Source organism: Nostoc sp. FACHB-892, assembly GCF_014698795.1.
Classification (GTDB): domain Bacteria; phylum Cyanobacteriota; class Cyanobacteriia; order Cyanobacteriales; family Nostocaceae; genus Nostoc.
Map to the genome: position 1 here is coordinate 1 of NZ_JACJTR010000036.1, position 17,198 is coordinate 17,198.

Sequence of the window (17,198 nt, forward strand, 5' to 3'; positions counted from 1 at the left end):
TGGTAGCAGGTTGTATCTTCTAAGCAATATTGCTGTAAATTTTGTATAAAATACTAAATATATACATAAGAGTTTATTAGCGATCGCTCTCCAGGTGGGGTCATCTCACAAAATCGCATTGCTCCCTTAAAGAACTTAGATACAGCAAGGTTTTCAGAGTTTACATCTGCATAAAATTTTTCGTTACATGGTATGACAAGTAATTTCACTTTATCTGCGAATTGCTGTGGCTGAAATCCCTATAAGTTCGTTGCCGCAATTTCATCTTATCTGCGAACCCACACAAACTCACTATACAAAGACTGTCAGGAGAGCAAAGCATAACAAAGTTCTAAATGGTGCCGAAAGTAATACCCTGTTGTTTGAGCCACTGACGGTATGCAATAGAATAGCGATCGCTCGGTAAATGTACTTCTGCTTGCAAATTTAAAGGTAAGCGTCGGGGTTGCTGGGAATTGACAATGGCAATATCTTGACTAGCAACAAGATTTTGAATATTTAGATAGACTTCAACTGGAATTTCACGGGCGCTGTTTACCATTAACCAGTATTGGGCCACGCACTCATCTTCATCAACTGGCGTAATTGTATAGAAGACATTTAGACGATGCTCTCCAGGTCCGAGTTTAAAGTATGCCACTAGGGGACGGAAGATACGGTAATGGTAAGTGTTGAAAATCATTGGCGCTTCTTTCGGATTAGCCGAACTAAAATCTAGTTCCCACAAACCACATTTGAAACTAATCTGATCTCCAAGAGACTCTAATTCATAATGCGTCAACTCAGGACGGCTAGCGTGGGCGAATAATCCTGAATGCATAATTGGGAAGTGTGCCGGATCGATAAAATTTTCCAGCGTCCGCAGGGGGCTAGAGTGATAGTGGTAGGGGCCACAGAAAATTTTGCGATAAACCGGATTGTCCCACTCAGAAAATGGAGCTATATCTTGTTTTGGTGTTCCTAAACAAACCCAGAGCAAATCGTAACGCTCAAGAAGTTGGTAAGTTTTAACACAAGCTCGTGCGGGAGGCGATTGGTCTGGATTAGCTGGAGCGAGTATACATTTACCTTCGTTGTTAAAGGCTAAACCGTGGTACGAACATACAAGGGTCTGTTTATTGACATATCCCAAAGAAAGACGAGCGCCACGATGAGGGCAAAGGTCTTGCCAAGCTAGTACTTTGTCGCCATTATGCCAAAGTACTAAATCTAAGCCTAATAAACGCTTGTGCAGAACTGTTCCAGGTTGGAGGTCTTGCGAGCGGGCTATTACATGCCAATCATTCAGCAAAATCTGGTCTTGCACCATGAGTATCGACACCCTTGAGGTCAAATACCTATATCTTAATCAGAGTGAACATGAAACTTGAACTTGATTTTGTCAGCGATCTGGTACGCTGGGCGCTTGCTTTTTGCTACCATCAACTACAGAAATCATCTACCCGAATATCCCGCCAGACATCAGAAACCTGCCAACCGGAATTGCCCACAGATTGTACTGGAGGATTGTCAAGGAATGGAACATAGTCAGGAACTCTAGGCTCTGAAATCGCTACTGGTTTCTCCTCAACCTCAACTACAGGGGCAGTAGAATTGTCACTATTAGCTTGAAGAAGTTGGTCTTCAGCCTCCTCGATTAGTTTCATCTGTCTCAGGGTAAGCTTGTCGGATTTTTTGATAATTTTTTTTGTATCTATATCATTAGAAGTTTTCATTGGCTGTTCCCTCGAAGGCATTGGCTTAAAATTTGTCTGAATAAAGTTGCGAGAAGATGGGTATAAATAATTTGCACGGAATTAACAAATTACACCAAATCGATGGAAAATACGAGTCCCAAATTGTAAGAATTTATTAATTGGATATAAATCTTTTTTTCGGGCAGATGCCTTAGCATAATAGGAGCAGAGATGCAAGTATTAAGCGATCGCTTCTTTCCTCATGACTGTACCTGAAGATTGTTTTGCAGTTTTGACTCCTAATAAGCAGATAATGGATGGTTAAGAGTTCTCGCTCATTAGGAACAGTGTTGAGAAACTTATCAGGTGATAAAGCCACAATCTTAGTAGTAGATGACGAAGCCAGCATTCGCCGAATTTTACAGACGCGGTTAGAAATGATTGGCTACAGTGTAGTTACAGCTAGTGATGGTGAAGAAGCTTTGTCAGCTTTTCGCTTGTTGACCCCTGATTTAATAGTTCTAGATGTAATGATGCCAAAGCTGGATGGCTACGGTGTCTGTCAAGAATTACGGAAACAATCAGACGTACCAATTATTATGCTAACAGCATTGGCAGATGTAGCAGACCGAATCACTCGGCTGGAACTGGGTGCTGATGACTACATGACGAAACCTTTTTCACCCAAAGAACTAGAAGCTCGAATTGCCTGTGTACTAAAACGGCGCTCCCACAAAACCAGTATCAATACTATTCCTAACTCTCTTATAATTCATGCAGGCGACCTGAAAATCGATACAAGTAAGCGGCAAGTCCATAAAAATGAGCAACGCATTCGGTTGACAGGTATAGAATTTAGTTTATTAGAGTTGTTAATTAATCATTCGGGAAAGATTTTTTCAAGGGTCGAAATATTACAGCAATTGTGGGGCTTTGTACCAGAAATGAATACAGACACCCGTGTGGTAGATGTGCATATTTCACGATTGCGGACAAAGGTAGAATCCGACCCCAACGACCCAGAATTCATTATTACAGCAAGAGGTAGCGGTTATTTTTTCCCACGAATTATTGATTCAGAGCAGGAATAAAGCTCCTGTTCGCTCTGTTGATTTAAACAGCTAATCATTTGTAATTGCTGTGTACGCTCGATAGACTTTGGCTGCACCAACAATTAGCCTCCGCCTCAAGTGAAGAGTAGTCCTGCACCACTCTTGATTGCCATTGGCGGGAAACGAGATTGTAGACTTGTACCGAAGTTGCGATCGCACTTTTAGGGGGCGTTACGCGATCGCCGCCTCTGCAATGACCTCTACATTCTTCCAGGCGCTTTGAGTTTCTGAAAGTTCGGCTTTTTTGGGCTTCTTGTAAGGTGTGGTAATAGATTCTTCTCCTATATAAGCTTTATCTCAACCACTTAAACTACAAGTGTTTTAGCTTTTCTTAATGCCATTCGGGCCGGATGAGTATCACACTGCTTATCCAGATGCCAAAACTCCCGGCATCAACAACAATACCTACACAAACGTCATGGCAGTCTGGACGCTCTGCCGAACGCAAGAAGTTCTCGATCTGCTGCTAGCTTCCTGCCGTGATGAATTCTGGGATCGCCTTAACCTCAGCCAAGAAGAAATCAACCATTGGGATACTGTGAGCCGGAAGATGCACGTAGTTTTTGACGACGGTATTTTAAGCCAGTACGAAGGGTTTGATCGCTTGCAAGAATTTGATGTGCAGCCATTCTGTAAGAGCCATTGAACTTGAGAGGTAGATATTGTATTAATGACTCTCCAATACACACACAGTTGTTCTCTTTCACTAGGAAGACGCGATTGCACTACTGTTTCCGTAGGATGGTAAAAGTTAAGAGCTTGTAAGAAAGAAGATTATGAATCAGACGTTGACCCGTCCTCTGGCCGTTGTAACAGGTGCGTCTAACGATATTGGCTACGAACTCGCCAAACAGTTTGCTCAAAATGGCTTTGATCTCCTTGTCACAGCCACCGGATCTAGCATCAATGAAGCTGCTGATGCTTTTAAAGAACTAGGCGCGTCTGTTGAAACCGTACAGGTGGATCTTGCCACTTATGATGGAGTCGAAACCCTCTATAACCAAATTCAAGCCACTGGTCTTGCAGTGGAAGCGATCGCCATTAATGCCGGAGTTGGGGTTGGTGGCAAGTTCACTGAGACTGACTTACAGGAAGAACTCAATCTCATCAACCTAAACGTTGTTTCATCGGTTCATCTCGCTAAACGAGTGGTGAAGGATATGGTTGATCGCGGTAAGGGCAAAATTCTCTTCACATCGTCAATTGCTGCGCTCATGCCTGGGCCATTTGAGGCGGTGTACGCAGCATCGAAAGCCTTTATTCACTCATTTTCAGAAGGACTCCGCAACGAATTAAAAGACACAGATGTAACAGTCACAGCGCTCATGCCAGGGCCAACAGATACAAACTTCTTTCACCGAGCCGGAATGGATAATACTAAGGTAGGTGCAGACAAGAAGGATGACCCAGCTATTGTTGCTAAACAGGGCTTTGAGGCTCTAATGGCTGGTAAAGACGACATTGTTGCGGGCTCATTGAAAACCAAAATTCAGGGCAATATCAGCAAGGTCTTACCGGATACTGTTAATGCAGAACTGCATCGCCAACTGAGTGAACCAGGCTCGGCTAACAAGTAATCGCAAGCAAAGAAAAATCTTATGGTCAGTCAATTACAGAAGTTACCGACAGATGAACCATTAGGCACACTGGAGCCAGTTGCACACTTTGATGGTGCTATGCCCACGGGTGTAACGGTATCTCATCAAGGGCGCATCTTTGTCAATTTTCCTCAGAAGCCTTATAGTCTTTTCCGAATTCGCATTAATGCTCAACCTGTGCTGCTGCGATAAATTATTCAATGCAACTGATTGTTGGTAAAGGAAATACACATGGCGTTGAATATCAAAGATTTACGGATTCACAGCCCTGCATTCACTTCTGGTGAGCGTATCCCGAAACAGTATACTAGCGACGGTGAAAACATCTCACCTCCCTTGGGATGGAGTGGACTGCCAGCCGGAACCCAGCAATTAGCACTCATCTGCCATGACCCAGATGCGCCCTTGCCACAGGGGTTTACTCACTGGTTAATCTATGGCATCCCGCCAAGAATTAACCAGATTCCAGAGGGAGATGGTAGTAAATTTACTGAAGGCATGAACAGTACCAATCAGCGAGGGTACACCGGGCCTGCTCCACCACAGGGGCACGGGCCTCACCATTACTATTTCTGGTTATATGCCCTAGATGCAGAGCTTGACCTGAAGCCAAATATGAACCGCGAGCAACTACTGAATGCGATCGCTGACCATGTGATTGAGCAAGCGCGGCTGGTTGGAGTCTATGAGTCCTGACATCTATATAAATAATCCTAAAAATCCAAAGAGGGTGCAAGCATGGCAGAGATGAGAGATAACTACACACCGCAAGAGCAGAAAAACATTGAGCTTGTTAAGGAGTATATGCAGATTGCTTACGATCCCAAGCATGCCAACGCCGAGGCAGTAGAGCATCTGTGTGCATCAAACAACAGGTTCATTGCTCCCAATACATTTCCTAATGTCCATACATTGGAGGAATATGCTTAGGAGCATGGTGAGATCATGAAGCAGGTGAACGATCTCCACTTTGTTAGTCAAGAAAACGTTTAATTTAAAATTTGTAAAGTATTCATGACACAAACATCAATCGTCCGCCAAATCCTATTAGATCCGGATAGTGGATTGCTACCATATCTTAGTGAAAAACTTCAAGCACAGAGCTTTTCCCATTTTAAGGCTCAGTTTAGTTTTCATGTAGACGAGTATTGTACTCAAGTTACCTCTAATGATAATTCTTCACAAATACAAACGAAACTTTTGTCCACTCTCAAGTTATCGATTGTTATAGATAGCCAAACTCCCTCAGAGGATGCGACGTTACACGCTCTTGAGTTTCAAGAATTACTAGATGCACAAATTATTAGATGGAGCCAAGACAACGAAAAACTGCTTAAACCAATCTCAGAAATTAAAGGGGCGCTCAGTCAACTATTAGAAATCCCGTTCCACGGTGGTTATGTTCCAGGTTTTGAAATTACGAGGCAGTTTTCTCTAATTTATAGTGCTGGTACTACAGGGTTAAGGCAAGCAGAGGAGCCTCAATCTTCATTGCATAGTCCAGGCGAACGCACTCCCATTAGCGGACAGTACGAAGTAATCAATTCTAATGGAAAAGGCACAGGGCTAGAGGTAACATCAACTGCTGGAAATCCGTTTCCTCCAACGAGTGAATCTGAACAATCATATCGGTTAGTTGACCCTACAAAGCACAAAAAGTCTAATAGATAGCAGATCGAAACATTGGCTGTATGGCGTTCGCCAATGTTTATACTAGCTAAAATAAATCTGAGAGTGGGCAATAAAAGTTAATAAACATCAAAAATGCTTGAGAAAGAAGTTAACGTCAGAGATAGTTTTCACTCAAAACAGCCTGGGGGCGGCAGCGATCCAAATAGTTTTGATTGTAAAGAGACATGGTATCCCATCCATTACTTAGAGGACTTAGACAAATCAAAACCAACCCCTTTTACAGTGTTGGGAAGAGATATTGTAATTTGGTGGGATAAACTTGCCCAATCTTGGAGAAGCTTTGAAGACCAGTGTCCTCATCGTTTAGCACCGTTGTCTGAAGGCAGGATTAGTGAGGATGGGCTTTTGGAATGCCCCTATCACGGTTGGGCTTTTTCTGGAGATGGAAATTGTCAAAGGATTCCTCAACAAGTCGAAGGTGGAACAGCAGAGACATCAAAACGAGCTTGTGTGGCATCATTACCAATTATTGAAAAGCAGGGACTACTATTTGTATACGTTGGTGAATATGAAAATGCTGCCAAAACCGAAGTCCCAATAATTGAACCATTAGAAGAATCTCCCGAAGGATGGGTTGTAATTAATACATTTAGGGATGTGCCTTATGATGCATTAACGCTATTAGAAAATATACTAGACCCTAGCCACATATCGTTTACACACCATAAAACGGTAGGAAATAGGGCAAATGCAGCACCTTTAGAACTTGAAGTGATTGAATCTGGGAAACATGGATTCAAAGGGATTTGGAAACAAGGTTTGAAACCAGGGCAATCAGGAGAGTTATCTACAACCTTCGTCGCTCCAAATTTAATGTGGCATGATATCAACTCCCAGCGTGGGAGAATTCTAACCGTTGTTTATGCTACACCCATACGTAAAGGAGAATGTCGTGTATTTGCACGTTTTCCTTTTAAGTTTCCTGATAAACTTCCAGGTTGGTTTATTAAGCTTAGACCGCGTTGGTATTACCACATTGGACAAAATGGTGTTTTAGAAGATGATCAAATTTTTCTCCACTATCAGGAAAGGTATCTTGAAGCAAAAGGAGGTAGCCCGAACTTTACTAAAGCCTTTTACCTTTCAACCAAAGCAGATAGTTTTGTCTTTGAGTTGCGTCAATGGGTAAACCAATATAATGCTGAACCATTTGGCAAAGAGACTTTTTCTCCCCCATTGGTAAAGTCCGTGCTGTTGGAGAGGTATCATTCCCATACAGAAAAATGTGCCAGTTGTAGCTCGGCACTTTCTATTATTGAGCGATTGAGATTTGGGAGTGGAGTTGCAACAGTAATTACTTTGGCTTGGACTCCAATGCTTTTTTTATTTTTCAAGCCAACATCAGTTGTAGTAGTTGTGATTGAAACTGTAGCTCCTTTAATCTTTGCATTAGCATGGATCGGACTAAGTAAGTTAGTTATTCAGTTTTATGATGGACGAACCGTACCTCCACGAAACCGACCGGAAAAAACTGAAATCTAATAATACCAGAATAATATGACTAAGCTCATCTTAATTACAGGCATAAGTAAAGGTCTAAGTTATGCGATGACCGAGGGTTTTATTCAACAGGGGCACACTGTTATTGGTTGTGCCCGTTCATCAGGTGCAATCGATAAAATACGTCAAAAGTTTAGTGCGCCCAATGATTTCACATCTGTAGATGTGGCGAATGAACAATTTGTAAAAACATGGGCCCGAGACATACTTCAAAAATATTCACCGCCAGATATAGTGATAAATAATGCAGCAAATATTAATTACTTAGCACCTTTGTGGGAAATACCATCAGAAGAATTTTCTGATCTTATAGATATCAATATAAAAGGAGTAGCGAATATAATTCGCCATTTCGTACCAGCAATGGTGAAAAACAAACGGGGTATTATTGTTAACTTTAGTTCTGGGTGGGGACGTTCGACTTCAGCCCAAGTTGCACCATATTGTGCTTCTAAGTGGGCAATAGAAGGATTAACTCGTTCTTTGGCACAAGAATTGCCAAGTGGTATGGCAGCCATACCCCTCAATCCAGGGATTATTTATACAGATATGCTTTCTATTAGCTTTGGAGAAGAAGCTGCTAATTATACACCCGTGTCCGATTGGGTATTGAAAGCTGTTCCGTTTATTCTCAATTTAAAACCCAAAGATAACGGAATTCCCTTAACTGTACCATAAAGAGTAAATCTCAATTGTAATCGTTACCCTGCGGTGTAGACAGTTGAATCATTTCAGAGAACCGTGAATACTTAACTACATCAGTAGCAGGATAATCCTCTGATACTGCAATTAAGCCAATTTTTATATCCTCGAAATAAATCACACCTCCAATACGTCCTTCAAGAAAGAAAGCTCCATGAAATAAATGATATTGAGCGATATAGATTAGCAAAAAGTCACTAATCTTTATTGCCCTATTGAACATCTGCTGACAAGTTTTTTGGAGGACAGCATCTAGATATTGATTAGCGGCAGGTTCACCCAGGTCAGTGAATTCCGGCAGATCCGCAAAATGATCCATATAAAATAGCCAGATATCGGACAAGTCTGCGTGATTCGTCAGTTTTCGCTTAAGTTCATGTAATCGGTCGATATTCATATATATTTTGGATATTGAGTAGATGGGATAAACAGACAGTACTGTTAAAAGTTATCAATTATTTTTGCATTAATGGAGGATAAAGAATCGCCACCAAAGGTTTATAGCAAATTGTGGGGGACTTAGATCGCGGAATAAATAGACCACTGATAACTTGTTCACTGTTAAAAAGCTAGCGAGTGCGATCGCATATCAGAATCAGGGACACTAGATTTCAATCAAATTATGAGGTGATGTCTTAAGTTCACTTCTTAAACTGGGACAATCTCTTTCGGATAGTGCGCTTATGTATCGGCACTAGGGACTGTGCAATTCTTATTGGCCTAAATTGCTACGCAGCTTTGCGATGTCACGATGCGGGGGAATACCAAATAGTTTTTTATATTCCCGGCTGAAATAAGACGGGTCATCGTAACCGACACGAAAGCTAGCGATCGCCACGTCCATGTTTTCGCCGAGCATCAGACGGCGCGCTTCTTGAAGCCGTATTTGTTTCTGGAACTGCAAAGGACTCATCGCCGTGACGGACTTAAAATGTTGGTGAAAGCCTGACACGCTCATGCCGATCTCGCGGGCTGTATCTTCGATTTTCAGAGGCTGATCGATGTTCTCGCGGATTTGCTTGACCACCCTGGAGATGCGCTGCGCGTCGCCTTCGGTAGTGATAAGCTGGCCCAGGCGTGCGCTCTGTTTTCCCTTTAAAAGTCGGTAGATGATCTCGCGGATGATGAGCGGCGCGAGAAACTTGATTTCGTCCGGCGTATCAAATAGTTTCACCAATTTGACGACAGCATCGAGCAAATCAGCATCAACCGGGCTGACATCCATCGCCTTGACTCCAGTGCCGCTTTTTTTAGTTTCGATGCCAGATTCAATCATCACCGCAGCAACAAGTGCCGGATCGAGGTCTATGCGAAGATTCAAATAAGGTTTTTCCTCGGATGCTTCGACGACATTACTCATAATCGGCAAATCAAGCGTCGAGATTAAGTAATGACCAGAATCATAATGAAATAATTCATCGTTCAAAAGCACATTTTTGCTGCCCTGCGCGATGACGCAGAAGGCAGGCTTTAAGACGGATATCTGGCTCTCGGTCGGTTTCGACGATTGATATATGAAAATGCCCGGAAACACTTCCAAAAGGCTGTTTTCGAGAGCGAGACGAATCATTCTTTCGATCAGCTCTTCCCGATTGAGCTGCATCTTTCGCTTTTCAAATTCTGCTTCTTTTTGATTCATAAATTTATATTAAACATTTTGTTTCTGTTCAGCACGCTGCACGACGATTTTTTGGAGAATTGTCCGGTTTTTTTCGACGAACGTCCTCACGCTATCCGTTCTCACGCCCGCATAATTGAACTCATACAGCAAACGGTAGAAACGCTGCTGATAAAACCAGATTGATATTTGGAGAAATTTCAGATTAATAGAGCAACAATTTCAATCTGTAAATCTCACAATCAAAAGGGGATAAATTATATGAAATATATATTAATTTTAGCGATGATAGCTCCTATGATAAGCGGGCAAGCTTACACACAAACAGAACAAAAAGGACAATCAGAAAAAACAAAACAAATGGAACAAATAACACCAAAGGGATATACAACTTTTAAGGTAAGCGACAACGTTACGATGTATAAGGTTACTTTTAAAAACCAATACAAAATGAATGTTGCGGGACATCTATTTATTCCCAATAATTTAGATCAGAATAAAAAACATTCGGCGATCATTGTTGGGCATCCTATGGGAGCTGTAAAAGAACAAAGTGCCAACGTGTATGCTGCAAATATGGCTGAACGAGGGTTTGTGACATTATCTCTTGACTTGTCTTTCTGGGGTGAGAGTGTGGGCGAACCACGCAACGCTGTTGCGCCTGATATTTATTCTGAAGATTTCAGTGCAGCAGTTGACTTTCTTGGGACGCGTCCATTTGTTGACAGAAACAGAATCGGAATAATTGGAGTTTGTGGTAGCGGAAGCTTTGTTATCAGTGCCGCTAAGATTGATCCGCGAATGAAAGCTGTTGCCACAGTCAGTATGTATGACATGGGAGCAGCGAGCCGCAATGCGCTTAATCTTTCGCAAACCCTAGAGCAGAGAAAGAAACTTATAGCTGAGGCTGCGGAGCAGCGTTACGCAGAGTTTACCGGCGGCAAAACCAAATATACGGGCGGGACTGTTCATAAGTTGGATGAAAACACTCATCCTATTCAGCGTGAATTTTATGAATTCTACCGCACTCCGCGAGGTGACTATACCCCAAAGGGAGGGTCGCCGGAACTGACGACGCATCCGACATTGAGCAGTAACACTAAGTTTATGAACTTTTATCCGTTCAATGACATTGAAACGATTTCCCCTCGTCCGATGCTTTTCATTACAGGTGATAAGGCTCACTCAAAAGAGTTTAGTGAGGATGCTTACAAACGCGCAGCCGAACCGAAAGAACTGGTTATTGTTCCGAATGCCGGACACGTTGATTTATACGACAAAACCGATCTGATTCCTTTTGACAAGCTGGAAGGCTTTTTCAAAACGAATCTAAAGTAATCAGGAAGCAGAAATCAAGAAGTCGTTTCACTTTGAAAAAAGACAAATGAGCAATATGAAATTCTTAATCGTAATGATGTTTTCAGCAACATTTCTTTTCGGCAGCTCCCTCGGTTGCAGTCAAGACCAATCGGCATTTGCTGGTAATACGAATATTAATAATCAAAGCAGTAATGCTGCCAATGAGACTAAAGGCAATAAGATAAAGATTAAAATCGGGTCAAAGACTTTCAATGCCACACTCTTTGACAATGCGACGGCAAACGCTTTCAAAGCGATGCTGCCGTTGACGCTGAAGATGGATGAACTGAACGGCAACGAGAAAAAATATGATTTCTCGAACAATTTGCCGACCGACTCTTCCAATCCCAAAACAATCAACAAAGGCGATCTGATGGTTTGGGGAAGCAATACCTTAGTGCTTTTCTATAAAACATTTCCGACGCAATACAGTTATACAAAACTCGGACGGATGGACGATCTTTCAGGGATTGAAGCCGCAGTAGGATCAGGAAACGTAACGGTGACGTTTGAATTGGAGTAATCACCGGGAGAATAAAATTATGAAAAATATAACAATCGGATTGATATTATGCGCGGCACTTTTTTTAGCTGTTGGATGCAGCAATCAGCAATCGGCTAATACGGAGCAAACAACAATGGAAAAGGCGGAAAATAAAACTGAAAACACGATTTTTCCGAAGGGCGAAAAAGCCCCGGCGGAAACTTTTACAGGAACGGTTTATGTGCAGCCACTCGCTCCAAAAACCGAAAACAATAATTTTTCAATCGCCAGTGTGACCTTCGAGCCGGGCGCACGGGCAAACTGGCACAACCATCCGGCAGGACAAACTATACTCGTGACGATGGGCAAAGGGCTTTATCAAGAAAAAGGCAAACCCATCAAAACGATTAACAAAGGCGATGTAATTCTTTGCAATCCCGACATTGAACACTGGCACGGCGCATCACCCGAAAGCAGGATGACGCACGTTGTAATTACCAACTACAAAGGCGACAGTCAGGTGAATTGGCTCAAGCCTGTGACGGACGAGGAATATAAAGCTGACGCGAAATGACGGCTTTCAGAAATCTTGATTGGAATAAAAGTTAGGAGTTAAAAAATGACAACGAACGAAAATGGAAAGTACACAGGAAAAGTTGCGTTTGTGACTGGAGCAGCGAACGGCATCGGTCGAGCTACGGCGCTGGCATTTGCCCGTGAGGGCGCTAATGTAGTGGTCGCCGACGTTTCAGAACAGGGCAATCAAGAAACAGCACACATGATCGAAAAACTCGGTGGACGAGTGATCGCCATCAAGTGCAACGTAACGCAAGCACTTGACGTAAAGGCGGCTCTTTCCAAGACCATCGAGACCTTCGGGCGGTTGGACTTTGCTTTTAATAACGCCGGTGTGGAGCAGAAAAATACACCAACAGCGGAAATCGAAGAGTCAGAGTGGGATCGGATCGTAGACATCGACCTGCGCGGCGTTTTTCTGTGCATGAAGTATGAAATTCCTCTGTTACTCAAGCAAGGGGGCGGCGCGATCGTGAACACATCATCGGGCGCTGGGGTCATAGGCATCAAGGGCGGAGCCGCATACACCGCCGCAAAACACGGCTTGATCGGACTCACCAAGTCGGCGGCTCTCGACTACGCCTCGCAGAACATCCGCATCAACGCCGTCTGTCCTGGCTATATTGACACGTCGATGATGGATCGCTTCACCGGCGGCACTCCTGAAGGACGAGAACAGGTAATCTCAGAGGAACCGATTGGAAGGATGGGACAGCCCGAAGAGATCGCCAATGCCGTGGTCTGGCTGTGTTCGGATGCGTCTTCCTTCGTTGTCGGGCACGCCTTGGTCGTTGATGGCGGTCAAACCGTGTAGTGAAATCCCAATTGGCATCACTGTGGTCGGGTAGTAGGACTATATTGCTATAATCCCGCCCCAAGAGAACCGGACTTGCACCTTGCGACGCATCCGGCGATAAGCAAGTCATAAACTACAAATTGTTCCAGAATGTATTTGCTGATGGCAGTACAGATGTACAAGTTGTAGGTTGCCGTAATTATCACCACCACCCTGAGATGAATGGCTTTTTATGATGAAGATGTAACTCTTCATTATTTAATAGCGATTCCCCGCAGAGAGGACAGACATATCGTTGCTTTTGGGCTATCTTCTGTCTACTTTTGATTAATTTGGATTTAGTTTTAGCTTCTTGCCGTATAATCCAGTAGTCTCTTAATTTGGGGTCATCAGGTGATGATTTACCTTGTAATTTGAATGTGCCTTTCAATCTTGAACCAAGCAAATTTCAACCTTGTGGGGCTACAAAAAGGGCTAGGATGCAGATAGAATAAGCCTCATAGCCCTCTGAAAGAACTGGTAGTACTTACGCTTGATAACTTGTTCACTGTTAAAAAGCTAGCAAGTGCGATCCCATAGAAATATGGAACTTGGCTGTTGCTCCCGCATGAGTATAGGCTAGATAGCAACAAGAGATAAGCTAATGTTGTCCTTAAGAATGTCTATCTCTCCAGTCGAAAGTACTTTATCTTTCATTTGTTGTAGCTCATGTAGGGCAGCGTTAGCATCGGCATCACCAAATTTGAAGTACTCAGTTAAACTACCAATGCGATAATTGTAATTATGATAGCGGTGTTTAAAATATAGTTCGACATTACCCCTATGTGGCCAAGTTCCAAGTATTTGAATAGCAACAGTTTTATACTGGGGCAGTAAATCTGCTTTTATTTCTGCCAATCGCTGTTGGATAGGTCTAGTAGTAACTCCTATCTTGTACAAAGTGCCAATGTGTGTTTTAATCTCTAAAAAATACAGAGAACAAGATAAAATTCGTTGAAATTGAGCGCGATAAAGTGTTAAGTCAGTAAGGCAATATAACTTATCTGCTGCATTTTTGTATAATGCGTGTTTGGCTGCTAGCTCTAGTTTCAATAGCTTTTTGAGCAACAGAGGTTCTTGCACTTCGTTGAATAAACTGAATTCTAACGCCCCAACAGGAATTTTCCCTAAACTAGTAAATTCATAAGCTGGAGGGGTTAAATACACGTTTTTCTTGAACATTCCAGCTTTAACAAGTCCTGGAGTAACTAAGCCAGGGCTGATAGGATAATTGATTGAGCCGTATTCTTTCCAAAGCAATTTTAACTGTGCTAAATCTTTACGCGATAGGTAAATATTAAAATTATCATACAGCGGTAAAATCGGGAAATCACGATTAGCTATAGGTAAGCAGGTCGCTGAAGAATGTGCAAAATGATGTTGTTTGACTTTACCTTTTTTAGCAGTTAGTCCACCGTAACAATAAGGGCATTTAAGCTCGGTTTTACCACTACCAACATCTTCAACATAGACTAATTGTCCATCTGGAGCTATACCAAATTTGAGCCACATTGTTACACTTACTCATTAACAGAAAAACCGATTGGGGCTGATAGTAGAAAGTTCAAGCAAGCTTGAATAATTTGCAAATATGCAAAATTTGGCTCAAACTAGTGCTAGTGTACTATAGGATTTCTAATTTAGGATTTAATTTGCTTGAAAATGGTGTGAAAAGCGAGACTGCTTGTAGTGGAGCTACCCTTGGGACAAGAATCTGTCGCTAAAACGAGAAAAATAGTTCACGTAGACATGGATGCCTTCTACGCATCGGTGGAACAGAGGGACAACTCTAGTTACCGAGGTAAACCGTTAGTAGTCGGTGGTAGCCCGAATCAGCGAGGCGTGGTTGCAGCAGCCAGTTATGAAGCTAGAAAATTTGGTATTCATTCCGCGATGCCCTCAGTAACTGCGATCGCTAAATGTCCCGCACTTATCTTTGTCAGACCGAGATTCGACGTTTACCGAGATATTTCCACTTCAATCCACGCTATCTTTAAACGCTATACTGACTTAGTGGAAGGGGTTGCGCTTGATGAGGCATACCTTGATGTTACAGAGAATAAGCAAAGTATCCCCTATGCTTCTACTATCGCAAGACATATCAAAACTGCAATTTTCCAGGAAACCCAGTTGACGGCAACCGCAGGTGTGTCAATTAACAAGTTTCTTGCAAAAATGGCATCAGGGCAGAATAAGCCCAACGGACTGACGGTGATTTTACCGGAGGAAGCGATCGCATTTGTAGAGCAACTGCCGATTGAAAAGTTTCACGGCATTGGTGAGGTGACGGCGGCTAAGATGCACTCACTGGGGATTCATAGTGGTGCAGATTTGAAAGAGCGAACTCTTTCTGAGTTAACACACCATTTTGGTAAAGCAGGTAATTATTACTATAAGATTGCCAGAGCAGAAGATGACCGGCCAGTTGAGGCGAATCGGGTTCGCAAGTCCATTGGTGCAGAAACCTCGTTTGCACAGGACTTAAGCGATGTCGGTCAGATGTTGCAGGAACTCAAACAGATTGCTCAAATTGTCGAGCAACGGTTAGAGCAGCATGAAACGCGAGGACGTACATTAACTCTAAAAGTCAAGTTTTCTGACTATCAGCAGCTAACCCGTAGTAAAACAATGCTTGCTCCCATCAGTGAACTCTCTACGATTTTTGAGATAGCCAAAGCACTGTTTGAGTCGATTGATCTAGAAAACCGCAGTATTAGATTGCTGGGTATTTCCTTGTCCAATTTGGATAACGCCAAACAAACTCAAGTAATTCAACTGCCATTATTTCAGAATGGGAACATCATATTTTAGCGTAGGTGTAGTCTGTTCAGACGCTGACAGCTCGGTTATGGAGAGAGAGCGAATCAACTCCCGAATCACATCAGTTGCAGGTCTACCTGTCATTGCACAATATTTTTCAAGTTTTTCGCTTTCAACTGATGCGAGATTTATTGTGATTCGTTTGATAGCCCATTTTTTGTTCATGACTTGCCCTAATAATTAAATTTAATGAATTATCTAGCTTTAAATGCCTTGTGCAATACTTAAGAAATATATAGATGTTAACCACAGCATACTTGCCGTAAAACTATTTTTAGCACATCCCTTTCCAGAGTATTTACTTGTAACCCAAAACTTCACTGATAAATCATTTATATGAACTTTAGAATATTTGAAACGAGCTTGTATTTTTTGTAAATATTGTTAAGCAAAGCGCAATAGAAGTGAGCCTTCCAAGAGGCGTATCATCAGCAAGTATTGCCAATTGAATTTAGTAAACCTTATCTTCATACAATTGCATATAATATTCATTTGCTCTTTACCCAAAGGTGAAATTGACTAACTACTCTGGATGTAGACTTTTATTCAAGCACTATATTTAACTCTATAACTTAACGAAACCTTAGCAAGCTAGAAAATTTTCTAGCTTGCTTAAGGTTTAATAATTTTGGTTCTTCAGTAGCTCTTATGCCAAATTATTAGTTAGATATCAAAACTAGGCTCGACAATAAAGCTCAAAAGCTCGAACCAGTGCTAAACCCCATGAATAACTAGTAAATAATATTTATTTTTCTTGCTTAGTAAGCGGTTCATGGCTTTTTTGAAGGTAATTTAGCATGATATATTAATTTTTCTTCAGTCAGAGCTTAATTTACCCGCAGAAATCATCAACCCTCAACTCTCGCCAAACATCAGACGGTTGCCACCCGGAGTTACCCACAGAGCGTAGAGGGCGATAGTGTTCAGAAATGTATTCGGATTCGGAAACGTAGTCTTCAATGTACACAGGTGGATTTGGTTCAACCACCAATTCAGGAATATCTTGACTCTTAGGCATCTCAATGGGTTCACTCGGTGGTGGGGTTACTGCTATTTTCTTGCGAACTGGGTTAGAGGTTTTTTTAATGAGTCGTTGCATATCTATAGGAATCATTTGGCTCTCCATGAAGAACGGATATTCCAGAATACAGTAAGTTATTAGGGAATCCGAGACATTTTGCCGAAAGTTTGTCTCTTCTGGGATGATCGCTGTAGGCAAGATTTCT

Annotated in this window: 23 protein-coding genes; 15 read left to right on the plus strand and 8 right to left on the minus strand. The window is 42.2% G+C overall.

Annotated features, from left to right (window positions below; genetic code table 11):
• Positions 1-331: 331 nt before the first annotated feature.
• Together H6G96_RS41675 and H6G96_RS30280 are read right to left on the minus strand one after the other, a co-directional pair.
• Complete coding sequence (locus tag H6G96_RS41675) at positions 332-1,309, minus strand: aromatic ring-hydroxylating dioxygenase subunit alpha (protein WP_190916504.1); 978 nt, start codon at positions 1,307-1,309, stop codon at positions 332-334.
• Positions 1,310-1,421: 112 nt separating this feature from the next.
• Positions 1,422-1,715, minus strand: coding sequence for a hypothetical protein (locus H6G96_RS30280; RefSeq protein ID WP_190916506.1), 294 nt, complete (start codon positions 1,713-1,715; stop codon positions 1,422-1,424).
• A 278-nt stretch (positions 1,716-1,993) separates the two neighbouring features.
• Here H6G96_RS30280 and rpaB point away from each other — a divergent pair, with 278 nt between their 5' ends.
• The 9 genes from rpaB (at position 1,994) to H6G96_RS30325 (ending at position 8,256) form a co-directional block, all read left to right on the plus strand.
• Positions 1,994-2,767, plus strand: a complete 774-nt coding sequence (rpaB, locus tag H6G96_RS30285; protein WP_190916508.1) for a response regulator transcription factor RpaB — start codon at positions 1,994-1,996, stop codon at positions 2,765-2,767.
• Positions 2,768-3,122: 355 nt separating this feature from the next.
• Positions 3,123-3,434, plus strand: coding sequence for a hypothetical protein (locus tag H6G96_RS30290; RefSeq protein WP_190916510.1), 312 nt, complete (start codon positions 3,123-3,125; stop codon positions 3,432-3,434).
• A 130-nt stretch (positions 3,435-3,564) separates the two neighbouring features.
• Positions 3,565-4,365 (plus strand): SDR family NAD(P)-dependent oxidoreductase, encoded by an 801-nt coding sequence (locus H6G96_RS30295; RefSeq protein WP_190916512.1) that lies wholly within the window; start codon positions 3,565-3,567, stop codon positions 4,363-4,365.
• Between the two features lie 21 nt (positions 4,366-4,386).
• Positions 4,387-4,578: a hypothetical protein gene (locus H6G96_RS30300; protein ID WP_199339798.1), complete on the plus strand. Its 192-nt coding sequence runs from the start codon at positions 4,387-4,389 to the stop codon at positions 4,576-4,578.
• A gap of 39 nt (positions 4,579-4,617) precedes the next feature.
• Positions 4,618-5,082 (plus strand): YbhB/YbcL family Raf kinase inhibitor-like protein, encoded by a 465-nt coding sequence (locus tag H6G96_RS30305; protein ID WP_190916514.1) that lies wholly within the window; start codon positions 4,618-4,620, stop codon positions 5,080-5,082.
• 42 nt (positions 5,083-5,124) lie between these two features.
• Positions 5,125-5,316 (plus strand): hypothetical protein, encoded by a 192-nt coding sequence (locus tag H6G96_RS30310; RefSeq protein ID WP_190916517.1) that lies wholly within the window; start codon positions 5,125-5,127, stop codon positions 5,314-5,316.
• An 84-nt stretch (positions 5,317-5,400) separates the two neighbouring features.
• Positions 5,401-6,057 (plus strand): hypothetical protein, encoded by a 657-nt coding sequence (locus H6G96_RS41680; RefSeq protein WP_190916642.1) that lies wholly within the window; start codon positions 5,401-5,403, stop codon positions 6,055-6,057.
• A gap of 93 nt (positions 6,058-6,150) precedes the next feature.
• Positions 6,151-7,560, plus strand: a complete 1,410-nt coding sequence (locus H6G96_RS30320; RefSeq protein ID WP_190916519.1) for a Rieske 2Fe-2S domain-containing protein — start codon at positions 6,151-6,153, stop codon at positions 7,558-7,560.
• A 15-nt stretch (positions 7,561-7,575) separates the two neighbouring features.
• A complete protein-coding gene (locus H6G96_RS30325; protein WP_190916521.1) occupies positions 7,576-8,256 on the plus strand; it encodes an SDR family NAD(P)-dependent oxidoreductase in 681 nt (226 codons plus the stop codon).
• A gap of 10 nt (positions 8,257-8,266) precedes the next feature.
• Here H6G96_RS30325 and H6G96_RS30330 read toward each other — a convergent pair whose 3' ends face one another.
• Together H6G96_RS30330 and H6G96_RS30335 are read right to left on the minus strand one after the other, a co-directional pair.
• Positions 8,267-8,677, minus strand: coding sequence for a hypothetical protein (locus H6G96_RS30330; protein WP_190916523.1), 411 nt, complete (start codon positions 8,675-8,677; stop codon positions 8,267-8,269).
• A gap of 315 nt (positions 8,678-8,992) precedes the next feature.
• Positions 8,993-9,919: an AraC family transcriptional regulator gene (locus H6G96_RS30335; protein ID WP_190916525.1), complete on the minus strand. Its 927-nt coding sequence runs from the start codon at positions 9,917-9,919 to the stop codon at positions 8,993-8,995.
• 18 nt (positions 9,920-9,937) lie between these two features.
• Between H6G96_RS30335 and H6G96_RS30340 the strand changes: the two genes are divergently transcribed.
• From H6G96_RS30340 to H6G96_RS30360, 5 genes are all read left to right on the plus strand, one after another.
• Entirely contained in the window at positions 9,938-10,084 is a 147-nt protein-coding gene (locus H6G96_RS30340) for a hypothetical protein (RefSeq protein WP_190916527.1), read from the plus strand.
• Positions 10,085-10,159: 75 nt separating this feature from the next.
• Positions 10,160-11,236, plus strand: coding sequence for an alpha/beta hydrolase (locus tag H6G96_RS30345; RefSeq protein WP_190916529.1), 1,077 nt, complete (start codon positions 10,160-10,162; stop codon positions 11,234-11,236).
• Between the two features lie 46 nt (positions 11,237-11,282).
• On the plus strand, positions 11,283-11,780 hold the full coding sequence (locus H6G96_RS30350; protein WP_199339799.1) for a cyclophilin-like fold protein: 498 nt from the start codon (positions 11,283-11,285) through the stop codon (positions 11,778-11,780).
• 19 nt (positions 11,781-11,799) lie between these two features.
• Positions 11,800-12,315, plus strand: coding sequence for a cupin domain-containing protein (locus H6G96_RS30355; RefSeq protein ID WP_190916531.1), 516 nt, complete (start codon positions 11,800-11,802; stop codon positions 12,313-12,315).
• 45 nt (positions 12,316-12,360) lie between these two features.
• Positions 12,361-13,131 carry an SDR family oxidoreductase gene (locus H6G96_RS30360; RefSeq protein ID WP_190916533.1) on the plus strand — a complete coding sequence of 257 codons (771 nt, stop codon included), beginning with the start codon at positions 12,361-12,363 and terminating at the stop codon, positions 13,129-13,131.
• 108 nt (positions 13,132-13,239) lie between these two features.
• On the opposite strand, the gene H6G96_RS41685 is transcribed toward H6G96_RS30360, so the two are convergent.
• Together H6G96_RS41685 and H6G96_RS30370 are read right to left on the minus strand one after the other, a co-directional pair.
• Positions 13,240-13,368 (minus strand): HNH endonuclease, encoded by a 129-nt coding sequence (locus H6G96_RS41685; protein WP_242063449.1) that lies wholly within the window; start codon positions 13,366-13,368, stop codon positions 13,240-13,242.
• Positions 13,369-13,731: 363 nt separating this feature from the next.
• Complete coding sequence (locus tag H6G96_RS30370) at positions 13,732-14,664, minus strand: GIY-YIG nuclease family protein (protein WP_190916535.1); 933 nt, start codon at positions 14,662-14,664, stop codon at positions 13,732-13,734.
• 189 nt (positions 14,665-14,853) lie between these two features.
• Between H6G96_RS30370 and dinB the strand changes: the two genes are divergently transcribed.
• Positions 14,854-15,963 carry a DNA polymerase IV gene (dinB, locus tag H6G96_RS30375; RefSeq protein ID WP_242063450.1) on the plus strand — a complete coding sequence of 370 codons (1,110 nt, stop codon included), beginning with the start codon at positions 14,854-14,856 and terminating at the stop codon, positions 15,961-15,963.
• On the opposite strand, the gene H6G96_RS41690 is transcribed toward dinB, so the two are convergent.
• Together H6G96_RS41690 and H6G96_RS30380 are read right to left on the minus strand one after the other, a co-directional pair.
• Positions 15,934-16,137 carry a CopG family transcriptional regulator gene (locus tag H6G96_RS41690; protein WP_242063451.1) on the minus strand — a complete coding sequence of 68 codons (204 nt, stop codon included), beginning with the start codon at positions 16,135-16,137 and terminating at the stop codon, positions 15,934-15,936. The genes dinB and H6G96_RS41690 overlap by 30 nt on opposite strands.
• Positions 16,138-16,804: 667 nt before the next feature.
• Positions 16,805-17,191, minus strand: coding sequence for a hypothetical protein (locus tag H6G96_RS30380; RefSeq protein ID WP_190916644.1), 387 nt, complete (start codon positions 17,189-17,191; stop codon positions 16,805-16,807).
• Positions 17,192-17,198 lie beyond the last annotated feature (7 nt).

Bases quoted from the DNA above. Each gene is read 5' to 3' on its own strand.
- H6G96_RS41675 (WP_190916504.1), bottom strand. From the start codon at position 1,309: ATGGTGCAAGACCAGATTTTGCTGAATGATTGGCATGTAATAGCCCGC.
- H6G96_RS30280 (WP_190916506.1), bottom strand. From the start codon at position 1,715: ATGAAAACTTCTAATGATATAGATACAAAAAAAATTATCAAAAAATCC.
- rpaB (WP_190916508.1), top strand. From the start codon at position 1,994: ATGGTTAAGAGTTCTCGCTCATTAGGAACAGTGTTGAGAAACTTATCA.
- H6G96_RS30290 (WP_190916510.1), top strand. From the start codon at position 3,123: ATGCCATTCGGGCCGGATGAGTATCACACTGCTTATCCAGATGCCAAA.
- H6G96_RS30295 (WP_190916512.1), top strand. From the start codon at position 3,565: ATGAATCAGACGTTGACCCGTCCTCTGGCCGTTGTAACAGGTGCGTCT.
- H6G96_RS30300 (WP_199339798.1), top strand. From the start codon at position 4,387: ATGGTCAGTCAATTACAGAAGTTACCGACAGATGAACCATTAGGCACA.
- H6G96_RS30305 (WP_190916514.1), top strand. From the start codon at position 4,618: ATGGCGTTGAATATCAAAGATTTACGGATTCACAGCCCTGCATTCACT.
- H6G96_RS30310 (WP_190916517.1), top strand. From the start codon at position 5,125: ATGGCAGAGATGAGAGATAACTACACACCGCAAGAGCAGAAAAACATT.
- H6G96_RS41680 (WP_190916642.1), top strand. From the start codon at position 5,401: ATGACACAAACATCAATCGTCCGCCAAATCCTATTAGATCCGGATAGT.
- H6G96_RS30320 (WP_190916519.1), top strand. From the start codon at position 6,151: ATGCTTGAGAAAGAAGTTAACGTCAGAGATAGTTTTCACTCAAAACAG.
- H6G96_RS30325 (WP_190916521.1), top strand. From the start codon at position 7,576: ATGACTAAGCTCATCTTAATTACAGGCATAAGTAAAGGTCTAAGTTAT.
- H6G96_RS30330 (WP_190916523.1), bottom strand. From the start codon at position 8,677: ATGAATATCGACCGATTACATGAACTTAAGCGAAAACTGACGAATCAC.
- H6G96_RS30335 (WP_190916525.1), bottom strand. From the start codon at position 9,919: ATGAATCAAAAAGAAGCAGAATTTGAAAAGCGAAAGATGCAGCTCAAT.
- H6G96_RS30345 (WP_190916529.1), top strand. From the start codon at position 10,160: ATGAAATATATATTAATTTTAGCGATGATAGCTCCTATGATAAGCGGG.
- H6G96_RS30350 (WP_199339799.1), top strand. From the start codon at position 11,283: ATGAGCAATATGAAATTCTTAATCGTAATGATGTTTTCAGCAACATTT.
- H6G96_RS30355 (WP_190916531.1), top strand. From the start codon at position 11,800: ATGAAAAATATAACAATCGGATTGATATTATGCGCGGCACTTTTTTTA.
- H6G96_RS30360 (WP_190916533.1), top strand. From the start codon at position 12,361: ATGACAACGAACGAAAATGGAAAGTACACAGGAAAAGTTGCGTTTGTG.
- H6G96_RS41685 (WP_242063449.1), bottom strand. From the start codon at position 13,368: ATGAAGAGTTACATCTTCATCATAAAAAGCCATTCATCTCAGGGTGGT.
- H6G96_RS30370 (WP_190916535.1), bottom strand. From the start codon at position 14,664: ATGTGGCTCAAATTTGGTATAGCTCCAGATGGACAATTAGTCTATGTT.
- H6G96_RS41690 (WP_242063451.1), bottom strand. From the start codon at position 16,137: ATGAACAAAAAATGGGCTATCAAACGAATCACAATAAATCTCGCATCA.